This window comes from Fuscovulum blasticum DSM 2131 (genome assembly GCF_003034965.1).
Taxonomy (GTDB): domain Bacteria; phylum Pseudomonadota; class Alphaproteobacteria; order Rhodobacterales; family Rhodobacteraceae; genus Pseudogemmobacter; species Pseudogemmobacter blasticus.
Genome location: NZ_PZKE01000021.1, coordinates 26,821 through 37,975, shown reverse-complemented (window position 1 = coordinate 37,975; position 11,155 = coordinate 26,821). Strand labels below are relative to the sequence as shown.

Below are 11,155 nucleotides of genomic sequence, written 5' to 3'. Positions count from 1 at the left end.
GTATGGAATGGATTTGCGCAGCAGGAACCACAGAAATCCCGCGGCCCAGACAAGCCCGACCAGGCGGCCCAACTGCCGGTGGCTCCATTCCCACCAGTAGATCGACTTGAAGTCATCTACCGTCATCTGGCTGTTCAGCAGGGCGAATTGCGGGGTCGCCTTGTATTTTTCGAACTCGACCGCCCAATCTGTTTCCGACAGGGGCGGCACCATGCCGGTCACGGGGCGCCATTCGGTGATCGACAATCCACTGTCGGTCAGACGGGTCAGTCCGCCCACCACCACCATGCCCACCACCAGCAGGAACAGCACGATCAGCCAGCGCCGGATCGCGTTGCGGGCGCCCTTGGGCCGGCTGTCGATCAACCCGCCGCCCGGTGCCTTCACCGGCGGCCTGGCCGGCTGTTCGCTGCCGACCTCTTCGAAAATGCTGCGTTTCTGGGCCAAGGTGGCCTCCCTGTCGTGTCCGCCGGGACAGTAGGGCGGCGCCCCGGCCCCTTCAAGGCCCTGCGACCGGCGTTTCCGGCGCGGGCGAAAGGGTCGCGGACAAGAGAAGCAGGGGGGCAGCGCCCGCCCCCCCCGCGAAAGGATCAGCCGCGCAGCGCGGCCAGCAGGGCCGCCGTGGCCACGCCGGTCACGGCCATGCCGCGGCTGGCCTGATAGGCCTCGATGGCGGCCTTGCTCTTGGCGCCCATCACCCCGTCGCTGCCGCCGGTATCATAGCCTTGGGCGGTCAGCAGCCGCTGCACTTCTTGCCGGTCGGTCTTGGTCAGGCCGTTGGCATCGGGGCCGAAACTGCCGCGGATCGGGCCGGCACCGCGGATGCGGTCGCTCAGATGGCCCACGCCGATGGCGTAGTTTTCCGCGTTGTTGTAGCGCAGGATGACGTTGAAGTTCCGCGTCAGCAGGAAGGCCGGGCTGGACAGCCCGCCCGGCGCCACGACGGACCCGGCCTGCAAACTGCCGCCGTCTGCCGCGCGCACACCCAAGGCCTGCCATTCCGCCGCCGACTTGCCCTTGCCCCGCCCCAGCAGGCCGGACGAGAAGCCCGCCGGAAGGCTGACCTCCATCCCCCAGGGCAGGCCATGCACCCAGCCAGATTTCGCCACATAATTCGCGGTCGAAGCCAGTGCATCCGCCGGATCTTCCGACCAGATGTCGCGCCGCCCGTCACCGTTCCAGTCGGCCGCATAGGCCAGGTAGGTGGTCGGGATGAACTGGGTATGCCCCATCGCCCCGGCCCAGCTTCCGGTCATCCGCGCGGGCGTGATGTCGCCGTTCTGGATGATCTTCAGCGCCGCCGTAAGCTGGCTTTCAAAGAAATCAGCCCGCCGCCCCTCATAGGCCAGCGTCGCCAAGGCCGAGATCACCGGAACATTACCGCGCCGGGTGCCGTAGAACGACTCCAGCCCCCAGAAGGCGGTCACGACATGCGGCTCGACGCCATAGCGCCCCTCGATCTGCGACAAGAGCCCGCCCAGTTGCGAATACTTCTGCCGCCCCAGCGAGACCCGCTCGTCCGAAGCGGCGATGGCGAGGTAATCTTCCAGCGTGCGCTTGAACTCGGTCTGGTTGCGATCCTTCTCGATCACCTCGGGCAGGAACCCGGCATTGCCGAAAGCCGCGTTCAGCGTGGATTGCGAGATACCCCGTCCGGCAGCCCGGCCCCGGAACCCGTCAACCCAGGCGTCGAAACCCGCGTTCGGCACCGGCTGCGGCGGCGGTGCCTCGCCCCCCGGGCCGCGCATCCCCGAGGAAGACCCGCCTCCGACGCACCCCGAAAGGGCCGCCCCAAGAACCGATAGCCCGAACAGCCGCCGCGTGATCATCTGCCTGCCTCTCTACTCGTTGCCTCACACCGCAGCCTATCTTGCGCAGGCTGTCGGTCAAATCCGGTGCCGCCGATCGGCGGCGCCCCGCTATGTGTCTCAGCGCAGCTTCAGCGTTGCCAGCCCGATCATCGCCAGAATGACCGAGATGATCCAGAACCGGATCACGATCTGCGGCTCTGCCCAGCCCTTCTTTTCGAAATGGTGGTGGATCGGCGCCATCAGGAAGATGCGCTTCTTGGTGGCCTTGTAATAGGCGACCTGGATGATGACCGACATCGCCTCGACCACGAACAGCCCGCCGACGATGGCCAGCACGATCTCGTGCTTGGTGCAGACCGCCATGGCGCCAAGGGCCCCGCCCAGGGCAAGGCTGCCGGTATCGCCCATGAACACCGCCGCCGGAGGTGCGTTGTACCACAGGAAGCCCAGCCCGGCGCCCGCCAACGCGGCGGCAAAGATCACCAGTTCCGATGTGCCGGGAACGTAATGCACATCCAGATAGGTGGTATAGTCGACCCGGCCCACCGCATAGGCGATGATGCCCAGCGTGCCGCAGGCGATCATCACCGGCATGATGGCCAGCCCGTCCAGCCCGTCGGTCAGGTTCACGGCATTGGCCGCGCCGACGATCACGATCATGCCGAAGGGCACGAAGAAGATGCCCAGATCCAGCAGGGCATTCTTGAAGAACGGAAAGGCAAGCTGGTTGGTCAGGTCGGCGGGGTGGAACTGGGCCGCCGCATAGCTGGCAAGCCCGGCGATGATCAGCCCCAGCAGGAAGCGCACCCGCGACGACACGCCCTTGGTGTTCTGCTTGGTCACCTTGGCATAATCGTCGGCAAAGCCGATCAGCCCGAAGGCCAGCGTCACCAGCACCACGATCCAGACATAGCCGTTGTCCAGCCGCGCCCAGAGCAGCGTTGACACCATCAGCGCCGACAGGATCAGCAGCCCGCCCATGGTGGGCGTGCCGGCCTTGGCGAAATGGGTCTGCGGGCCGTCATCGCGGATCGGCTGGCCCTTGCCCTGCTTGCGGCGCAGCAGATCAATCAGCGGGCGCCCGAACAGGAAGCCAAAGACCAGCGCGGTGACGAAGGCCCCACCCGCCCGGAAGGTGATGTAGCGGAACAGGTTGAAAACGTCGCCGCCGTCCGAGAATTGGGTGAGCCAGTAGAGCATTCACTCTGTCCCTTCTGTTTGGGGCGCGGCTTGGCCCATTTTGCGCAGGGCGTCAACGACAAGGCTGACCTTGATCCCCTTCGACCCCTTGACCAGCACGATATCCCCTGCATCGAACAGGTTGCGCGCCCGCGCCACCAGTTCGGGCGCGGTCTCGACCCAGTCGCCCCGCTGGTTGCGCGGAAGCGCCTCCCACAGCGCGCGCATACGCGGGCCGACGCAATGGATGATGGAAATGGCCGACAGGCCCGGGTGGCGGGCAATCGCCACATGCTTTTCGATCTCAGTCGGCCCCAGTTCCAGCATGTCGCCCAGAATGGCGATCCGCCGGCCGCCGCCCACCCGGCCCATGCCATCGGTCGGGCGGGCCGCGATCAGCACATCCAGCGCCGCCGCCATGGAAACCGGATTGGCGTTGAAGGCGTCGTCGATCAGGTCGAAATAGGTTTCGTCCACCACATCCAGCAGCAGCCGTTCGCGCATCCCTCGCCCGATCGGCGGCGCCCAACGGCCGATGTCCAGCGCGGCAATCGCCGGATCGGCCCCCAGCGCCTCGGCCACCGCCAGCGCACCCAAGGCGTTCAGCACGAAGTGCCGGCCCGGCGAGGACACCTTGAACAGCACCGGCAGATCGCCGTGCCGGGCCTGCGCCACCGTGGTTTCATCGGCGATCCGCGCATCGGTCAGGCGATAATCGGCCCCGGCACTGGCGCCAAAGGTCACCACCCGCGCCGCAGCCGCCCGTGCCGCCCCGATCAGGATCGGCGTGGTCTCCAGATCGGCGTTGATCACGGCCACGCCGTCCGGCTCCAGCCCCTCGAAGATCGACGCCTTTTCCCGCGCGATGCCGGCCAGATCGGCAAAGGCCTCCAGATGGGCCGGCGCCACGGTGGTGATCATCGCCACATGCGGCCGCGCCAGCCGGGCCAGGGGCGCAATCTCTCCCGGGTGGCTCATCCCGATCTCGATCACGGCGAAATCGCAATCCGCCGGCATCCGCGCCAGCGTCAGCGGCACGCCCCAATGGTTGTTGTAGCTGGCCTCGGCAGCATGAACACGCCCCTGCCCGGCCAGCACCGCCCGCAGCATTTCCTTGGTCGAGGTCTTGCCGACCGATCCGGTCACGCCCACGACCCGCGCCCGGCACCGCGCCCGCCCGGCAGCCCCCAGCCGCGCCAGCGCCGCCAGCACGTCGTCAACCACCAGCAGCGGCGCATCGGCAGCCACGCCTTCGGGCACGCGGGCAACCATTGCCGCCGCCGCGCCCTTGGCCAGTGCCTGCGCCACGAAATCGTGCCCGTCGCGCAAGTCTTTCAGGGCCACGAACAGATCACCGGGTTGCAGGGTCCGGGTGTCGATTGAAACGCCCGTCACCGCCCAGTCGCCCACAGCCTGCCCGCCGGTCGCCTGCACCGCCTCGGCCGAAGTCCACAGCGCCATCAGATCACCCCATCCAGTGCGGCCACCGCGATTGATGCCTGTTCGGCATCGTCAAAGGGGAACACATCGCCCTTGATCACCTGCCCGGTCTCATGCCCCTTGCCGGCGATCAGCAGCGCGTCGCCCGGCAGCAGGGCGTCCACCGCGCGAAGGATCGCCTCGGCGCGGTCGCCCACCTCATTCGCCTCGGGGCAGGCTTCCAGAATTGCCGCGCGGATGCTGGCCGGGTCTTCGCTGCGCGGATTGTCATCGGTGACATACAGCACATCGGCATGTGCCTTGGCCGCAGCCCCCATCAGCGGGCGCTTGCCGCGGTCGCGGTCGCCACCGGCGCCAAAGACCACGATGATCCGCCCCATCACATGCGGCCGCAGCGCCTGCAGCGCAGTTTCAATGGCGTCGGGCGTATGGGCATAATCGACAAAGACCGAAGCCCCGTTCTTCCGCGTCGCCACCAGTTGCATCCGCCCGCGCACGCCGGTCAGTTTCGGCAGGCTTGCCAGAACCGCATCGGCATCGTCGCCCGCGCCGATGGCCAGCCCCGCCGCCACCGCCACATTCTCGGCCTGAAACGCCCCGATCAGCCCCAGCCGGGTCTGCACCGCACGACCCTGCCAAAGATAGCGCACCTCCTGCCCCGTCGCATCGGGGCGGATGCCCGCGATCTGCAAGTCGGCCCCCTGCCCCTTGCCCACGGTCAGCAGCCGCAGCCCCCGATCCAGCGCCAGTTCGGCGATTTCCGAGGCATGTGCCCCGTCAAGGTTCACCACAGCCACCCCGTCTTCGGGCAACAGCCGCGAGAAGAGGCCCGCCTTGGCGGCCAGATAGGCCTCCATCGTGTGGTGATAATCCAGATGGTCCTGCGTCAGGTTGGTGAAACCCGCCGCCTTCAGCCGCACGCCTTCCAGCCGGCGCTGGTCCAGCCCGTGCGACGACGCCTCCATCGCGGCATGGGTCACCCCTGCCGCCGCGGCCTCGGCCAGCATCCGGTGCAACGTCACCGGATCGGGGGTCGTGTGCGAGGACGGTGCCGTCCAGGCGCCCTCAACCCCGGTGGTGCCGATGTTGATCGCCTCATGCCCCAGCGCCATCCATATCTGGCGGGTAAAGGTGGCGACCGAGGTCTTGCCGTTGGTTCCCGTCACCGCGACCATGGTCTCGGGCTGGGCGCCGAACCACAGCGCGGCGGAATAGGCCAGCGCCTCGCGCGGGTCATTCGCCACGACCAGGGCCGCATCCGACAGGCCAAGCGCGTCCGACGCGATGATCGCCCCCATCGGGTCGGTCAGGATCGCCGCCGCCCCTGCCGCCAATGCCTGCGGAATGAAATCGGCCCCGTGCCGGGCGCTGCCCGGAAGGGCTGCGAACAGCACACCCTGCCGCACCGCCCGGCTGTCGCTTGTCACACCGGACAGCACCGGATTGCGGCCCTCGCGCGCCTTCAAGCCCAGTTCCGAAAGCCGCTTCGCCCCTGACATTCCCCGCCTCCGTTCAGTTCTTGGCGGCAGTTAGCGTGGGTTGGTTGGCAAGTTCAACCTTGGGACGCAGCCCAAGCAGCGGCGCGACACGGCGGATCATCTCGGCCGCGACGGGAACCGCGGTCCAGCCTGCGGTGCGCCGCGGGATCGAACCCAGCGTATTGATCGGCTCATCCAGCGTAACGATCAGCACATAGCGCGGCGCGCTGGCCGGGAACATCGATGCAAAGGTATTGATCACCTTGTTCTTGTAATATCCACCCGATTTCTTGGGCTTGTCGGCGGTCCCGGTCTTGCCAGCCACCTCATACCCCTCGACCTCGCCATAGGACGCGGTGCCATCGGTCACCACGCGGCGCAGCATCTTGCGCGACTCGGCCGCCACCTTTTCGGACATCACCCGCACGCCCTTGGCCGGGCCGGTCTGCTTCAGAAGCGTGGGCTTTATATAGATGCCGCCATTGGCAATCGCCGTATAGGCTGCCGCCAGATGCATCGGGCTGGCCGACATGCCGTGTCCATAAGAGGTGGTGATGGTCACGATTTCAGGCCAGCGTTTCGGAATCAGCGGCTTGGCGCCCGGCGCTTCGATCAGTTCCAGCGGCGTCGGTTCGAAAAAGCCCAGCGATTTCAGGAAGGCCTGCTGCCGCAGCGGCCCGACCATCAGCGCGATATGCGCCGTGCCCACGTTCGACGACTTGGCAATCACATCGCTGACCGAAAGCAGCGGGCCATAGTTGTGACCCTCGAATTCCTTGATCTTGTGCTTGCCCCAGGTCATCGGCGCATTGGCATCGACCATGGTATTGGGGTTGACCAGCCCCAGCTCCATGGCTTGCGCAACGGCAAAGATCTTGAAGGTCGAACCCAGTTCATAAACCCCCTGAACCCCGCGATTGAACAGCGGGCTGTCCGCAGGTTCGGCGTTCTTGTCGACCAGCGGCGTCGGGCGGTCGTTCGGGTCAAAGGTCGGGGCCGAGGCCATCGCCAGCACTTCGCCGGTATGCACATCCATCAGGATGGCCGTGCCGCCCTTGGCGTTCATCATCGCAATGCCGCCGGCCAGCACCTCTTCCACCGTGGCTTGCACCGACAGGTCCAGCGACAGTTCCAGCGGCTCGCCGCCTTCGGCGGGGTCGCGCAACCGCGCGTCCATTGCCTTTTCAACGCCTGCCGTGCCGATCACCTCGGCCGAATGTACCCCTTCGGCACCGAAGGAATAGCCCCCCAGAACATGCGCCGCCAGCGTGCCGTTCGGGTAAAGCCGCATCTCGCGCGGGCCGAACAGCAGGCCCGGATCGCCGATTTCATGCACAAGCTGCATCTGTTCAGGCGACAGCACCTTGCGCACCCAGACAAAGCTGCGGCCGTCGGTAAAGCGCCGCTCCAGCGCCGCAGCGTCAAGGTCAGGGAAAATCTCGGCCAGCTTCTTCGCGGTGCCCTTCGGATCAACCATGTCCTTGGGATGGGCATAAAGCGCGTGTGTGGTCATGTTGGTGGCCAAGATGCGGCCTTCACGGTCCACGATATCGGCGCGCTGTGCCACGATCTCGGCCCCGCGGGCACTGGCGACCGGCTCGACCGGAACCGAAGCCGCAAGATGGCCCATCCGCACGCCAATGGTCACATAGGCGCAGCCGAAGGCCAGTGCCAGCAACCCCAGCCGGGCCGAGGCGCGGACCTGCGTCTTTTCCCGCAGCACCTCATGGCGGCGGTCAAGGTTCTCGCGCTCGATCAGATCGGGGTTTTCGCCCCGTTGGCGGGCCAGCAGGATGCGGGTCAGGGGACGAAGCGGGGTGCGCATGGTCAAAGTCCCTCCTCGGAGGCGGCGGGGGCCGCAGCGGCGGCAGAGGTTTCGCCCTGCACGTCAACCGGCGCGGTGATCGCCGGAATCTCGGGGGCCGGATAGGCCACCTGATCGGCCGCCACGAACTGGCCGGGCTCCATCGGCAACAGGCCGAGCGTGTCAAAGTTCAGCGTTGCCAGTTCGCGCAGCCTGTCCGGCCGGTTCAGATAGGCCCATTCGGCGCGCTGCACGCTGAGCGATTCACGCAGATCGGCAATCTCGTTCTGCAATCCCCGCACTTCGCGCAGCGAGGCCTGCGTGGCGTAGTTCTCGCGATAGGCCCAGAAGCCCAGGGCGATCACGGCAAGGAAGGTCAGGACATAAAGCACGGGGCGCATCTACCGGCGTCCTTTGCGGCTGAAGGTCGGAAGGCCAAGGTCGGCCGGGGGAATCGTCTTGGCGGGGGCATCGGTCCGCCGCCCCACCCGCAGCTTGGCGCTGCGCGACCGGGGATTCACGGCCAGTTCATCGGCATCCGCCGCAACGGCCTTGCGCGTCATCAGATCGAACCGCGCCGTGGCCTGCGTGGTGGCCGGCGCATAGCGGTTGGCGTTCGCCTCCTGCCCCGAGGCAAGCTGGAAGAACCGCTTCACGATCCGGTCCTCAAGGCTGTGGAAGGTGACAACCGCCAGCATCCCGCCCGGCTTCAGCGCGCGCTCCGCGGCGGCAAGCCCTTCGGCCAGTTCGGTAAACTCGGCATTCACCGCAATGCGGATGGCCTGGAAACTGCGCGTTGCAGGATGGCTTTGGCCGGGCTTCGGCCGCGGCAACTGCCGCGCCACGATTTCCGCCAGCCGCAGCGTGGTGGTGATCGGCTCGATCGCGCGCTGTTCGACAATCGCCCGCGCGATGCGACGCGAGGCGTGTTCTTCGCCATAATGATACAGGATGTCGGCCAGATCGGCCTCGGCGGCGGTGTTCACCAGATCGGCGGCCGACAGGCCATCCTGCGACATCCGCATGTCCAGCGGGCCGTCCTTCTGGAACGAAAAGCCGCGCTCGGCCCGGTCCAGTTGCATCGACGACACGCCCAGATCCAGCACCACACCATCCAGAGGCGCACCGGCCAGTGTGTCCAGTTCGGAAAACGTGCCCAGCTTCAGCTCCAGCCGACCCGCAAACTGCCCGATCCAGCCAGCGGCCATCTCATGCGCCAGCGGGTCGCGGTCCACCCCGATCACCCGGTCGGCACCCGCCGCCAGCAGGCCGCGCGCATAACCGCCGGCGCCAAAGGTGCCATCAAGCCAAAGCCCCCGGACGGGGGCGACGGTCTTCAGAAGAGGGCCCAGAAGGACCGGGATATGCGGGTCGTCTTGCGGGGCCATGGCAGCGGCGGGCATCTCTGTCACCCGCTGCGTGTCGCGCGGCCCACCAGGGTCAGCGGATCGGTGTCATCGTCATCGTCTTCGGCCAGCTCGGCCTCATAGACTTCGCGGCGATACAGCTTGAAACGGTTGGTAAAGCCCGCGAAGGCCGCCTCGCCGCCGTCGGACAGGTCGTCGCCCAGAAAGCCCATCTTCTCGCGCACCTTCTGGGGCAGCACGACGCGGCCGTCGGGTTCGATCTCCAGCATCACGCTGCGGCTGATCAGGTCGCGCTCGGCGCGGTCGCGTTCGGGCGAGCCAAGCTCCATCGCCTCGATCCGCTCGGCCAGCGCATCCGCGCCTGCCTTGGAATAGCACTCGACAAAGCGCCGGGCCTTGCCGCCATAAACCATGTAAACACGCGGGCCGCCCTTGTCTCCGCGGACGGTGTCGTCGGCTTCCAGAATACGGCGAAAGGCCGCCGGGATCGAAACCCGGGCCTTCTTGTCTACCGACTGGTAGAACTCGCCTCTGAATGCCTCAGCCATCTGCCTTGCGGCCCTTGTCTCCCCCCGGTTTGTCCCGATTTGCACCCGCGCGAATGAAAAAGGCGGACCGGGTTGCTGCCACTACCCGATCCGCCTGCTGTCCCATCGCTGGGCGTCCAGCTGCGCGCGCCACCTGGGGGAGTGTCTGCTCGCTCGCGCGCCGGATCTGTGTCGTCCGATGAAAGGGGCTGCCTGTATGAAGCTGCCTTGTTCGCCTTGTTCGGGGTCTTGCGCTGCCCCTTGCGTCTTTGTCGCCCGTCTCATCTTCCGTGCTGAAAGGGATGCCATGGGATATGATGGGATAGCAAGGGAAATTTTGGGGCTGAACCCCCAGCATCTTGTTCGGATACGACCTGAAAACCCGTATCTTGTGCCCTTCACGCCCCCTCACGAGCCTAACTCTAGGGATCACGTCACGATGAGCGCCTAGATATTGTGTCAGGAAAAATTGCCGCCGGTTTCCCACGATTTCCCGGAAATCTTCGGCACTTGCGGCCTGCCGGCCAGATCACGGGCCTCAGATCGGCCGGACGGCCGCGGAATCAGCCCGGCTGGCCCCGAAACAAGGCCTGTTTCCCATGAAATCCCGGACGGTGATTCGGATAATCGTGGCGCGATCAGCCTGCGGTCAGACCCGCCATCAGGTCGGCCACCAGGGCCGGCGTGGCCTCTGGCGGCGGCAGGGCATCGGTCAGCAGCAGATACCACATGACCGAGATGATCCGACGCTCGGCGGCGACGACAGAGATGGCCGGGTTCAACTCGCCCCGGTCCCTGGCCTGCGTCACGATCCGGTCGATATGCAGCCAGCGCGACTCGCGCTCGGCCTGCATCGCTGCGCGGACCGTTTCATCGGTCTGCGCCTCGGCAATCAGCAGGCGGAACAACGTTCCCAGCCCGGCCGTGCCCTCATCCCCCTGCCACTGCCGGATCATCCCGGCCAGATAAAGCTCAAGATCGCCCCGCAGGCTGCCGGTATCGGGGGTGGACAGCGTGGATTTCGCGCGGGTGTACAGGGCCAGAAGCAGATGCCCCCTCCCCGGCCACCAGCGGTAGATCGTGGCCTTGCCCGACCGCGCCCGCCGCGCCACCGCTTCGATGGTCAGCCGGGCGAACCCCTCTTCCGCAATGATCGCGGCCGCCGCGTCCAGCACGGCGGTTTCGGTTTCGGGGTTGCGGCGGGCCCCGATCGAGGCGCGGGCGGCGTCAGACATGACTTTCCCTCTTGCGAGACGGTACGTTCCGTTCTATGTGAACGACACGTCCCGTTCAGATAGGAATCTGCCATGCCCGCCGCCCCTGCGCAAGCCGCCACCCGCCGCCTCCCGTCAAGGGTGCGGTTCGCCGGCTTCATCATGCTTTTCGTCTATCCGCTTGTGACCACGCTGCAGGCGATCCTGCTGCCGCTCACGCAGGGCTGGCCGCTGCCGGCGCGCACGGCGGTTTTCGTGCCGATCATGGTCGTCTGCATGGTCTGGGGGATCATCCCCTTCATCCAGACGCGGCTGCACCGCTATCTCTGACCGCC

At 66.6% G+C, this 11,155-nt stretch carries 11 protein-coding genes; 1 reads left to right on the top strand and 10 read right to left on the bottom strand.

Translation table 11 applies throughout. The annotated features are described in order from the left end of the window. From C5F44_RS15760 to C5F44_RS15715, 10 genes are all read right to left on the bottom strand, one after another. Nucleotides 1-447 (bottom strand): COX15/CtaA family protein (locus C5F44_RS15760; protein ID WP_146161970.1); only part of this gene is annotated, 447 nt, incomplete at its 3' end. A gap of 143 nt (nucleotides 448-590) precedes the next feature. Beyond that, a complete protein-coding gene (locus C5F44_RS15755) occupies nucleotides 591-1,829 on the bottom strand; it encodes a lytic murein transglycosylase (RefSeq protein ID WP_107674501.1) in 1,239 nt (412 codons plus the stop codon). 99 nt (nucleotides 1,830-1,928) lie between these two features. After that, nucleotides 1,929-3,011, bottom strand: a complete 1,083-nt coding sequence (gene mraY / locus C5F44_RS15750) for a phospho-N-acetylmuramoyl-pentapeptide-transferase (protein ID WP_107674500.1) — start codon at nucleotides 3,009-3,011, stop codon at nucleotides 1,929-1,931. After that, nucleotides 3,012-4,454: a UDP-N-acetylmuramoyl-tripeptide--D-alanyl-D-alanine ligase gene (locus C5F44_RS15745; RefSeq protein ID WP_107674499.1), complete on the bottom strand. Its 1,443-nt coding sequence runs from the start codon at nucleotides 4,452-4,454 to the stop codon at nucleotides 3,012-3,014. It abuts the gene before it with no gap. After that, nucleotides 4,451-5,929, bottom strand: coding sequence for a UDP-N-acetylmuramoyl-L-alanyl-D-glutamate--2,6-diaminopimelate ligase (locus C5F44_RS15740; protein WP_107674498.1), 1,479 nt, complete (start codon nucleotides 5,927-5,929; stop codon nucleotides 4,451-4,453). The genes C5F44_RS15745 and C5F44_RS15740 overlap by 4 nt, the downstream gene beginning before the upstream one ends. Before the next feature lie 13 nt (nucleotides 5,930-5,942). Then, nucleotides 5,943-7,733, bottom strand: coding sequence for a peptidoglycan D,D-transpeptidase FtsI family protein (locus tag C5F44_RS15735; RefSeq protein WP_107674497.1), 1,791 nt, complete (start codon nucleotides 7,731-7,733; stop codon nucleotides 5,943-5,945). Between the two features lie 2 nt (nucleotides 7,734-7,735). After that, the gene (gene ftsL / locus C5F44_RS15730) at nucleotides 7,736-8,113 is read right to left on the bottom strand and encodes a cell division protein FtsL (RefSeq protein ID WP_107674496.1); all 378 of its coding nucleotides are present in this window, start codon (nucleotides 8,111-8,113) and stop codon (nucleotides 7,736-7,738) included. Then, nucleotides 8,114-9,115 (bottom strand): 16S rRNA (cytosine(1402)-N(4))-methyltransferase RsmH, encoded by a 1,002-nt coding sequence (gene rsmH, locus C5F44_RS15725; protein WP_107674495.1) that lies wholly within the window; start codon nucleotides 9,113-9,115, stop codon nucleotides 8,114-8,116. Between the two features lie 5 nt (nucleotides 9,116-9,120). Further along, complete coding sequence (locus C5F44_RS15720) at nucleotides 9,121-9,627, bottom strand: division/cell wall cluster transcriptional repressor MraZ (RefSeq protein WP_107674494.1); 507 nt, start codon at nucleotides 9,625-9,627, stop codon at nucleotides 9,121-9,123. Between the two features lie 617 nt (nucleotides 9,628-10,244). Next, entirely contained in the window at nucleotides 10,245-10,841 is a 597-nt protein-coding gene (locus tag C5F44_RS15715; protein WP_107674493.1) for a TetR/AcrR family transcriptional regulator, read from the bottom strand. A gap of 72 nt (nucleotides 10,842-10,913) precedes the next feature. Between C5F44_RS15715 and C5F44_RS15710 the strand changes: the two genes are divergently transcribed. Beyond that, a complete protein-coding gene (locus C5F44_RS15710) occupies nucleotides 10,914-11,150 on the top strand; it encodes a putative antibiotic biosynthesis monooxygenase (protein ID WP_107674492.1) in 237 nt (78 codons plus the stop codon). Nucleotides 11,151-11,155: the final 5 nt, after the last annotated feature.

Excerpts from the sequence above, each read along its gene's own strand:
- C5F44_RS15740 (WP_107674498.1), bottom strand. The coding sequence starts at position 5,929 with ATGTCAGGGGCGAAGCGGCTTTCGGAACTGGGCTTGAAGGCGCGCGAG.
- rsmH (WP_107674495.1), bottom strand. The coding sequence starts at position 9,115 with ATGCCCGCCGCTGCCATGGCCCCGCAAGACGACCCGCATATCCCGGTC.
- C5F44_RS15720 (WP_107674494.1), bottom strand. The coding sequence starts at position 9,627 with ATGGCTGAGGCATTCAGAGGCGAGTTCTACCAGTCGGTAGACAAGAAG.
- C5F44_RS15735 (WP_107674497.1), bottom strand. The coding sequence starts at position 7,733 with ATGCGCACCCCGCTTCGTCCCCTGACCCGCATCCTGCTGGCCCGCCAA.
- C5F44_RS15710 (WP_107674492.1), top strand. The coding sequence starts at position 10,914 with ATGCCCGCCGCCCCTGCGCAAGCCGCCACCCGCCGCCTCCCGTCAAGG.
- C5F44_RS15715 (WP_107674493.1), bottom strand. The coding sequence starts at position 10,841 with ATGTCTGACGCCGCCCGCGCCTCGATCGGGGCCCGCCGCAACCCCGAA.
- C5F44_RS15755 (WP_107674501.1), bottom strand. The coding sequence starts at position 1,829 with ATGATCACGCGGCGGCTGTTCGGGCTATCGGTTCTTGGGGCGGCCCTT.
- ftsL (WP_107674496.1), bottom strand. The coding sequence starts at position 8,113 with ATGCGCCCCGTGCTTTATGTCCTGACCTTCCTTGCCGTGATCGCCCTG.
- mraY (WP_107674500.1), bottom strand. The coding sequence starts at position 3,011 with ATGCTCTACTGGCTCACCCAATTCTCGGACGGCGGCGACGTTTTCAAC.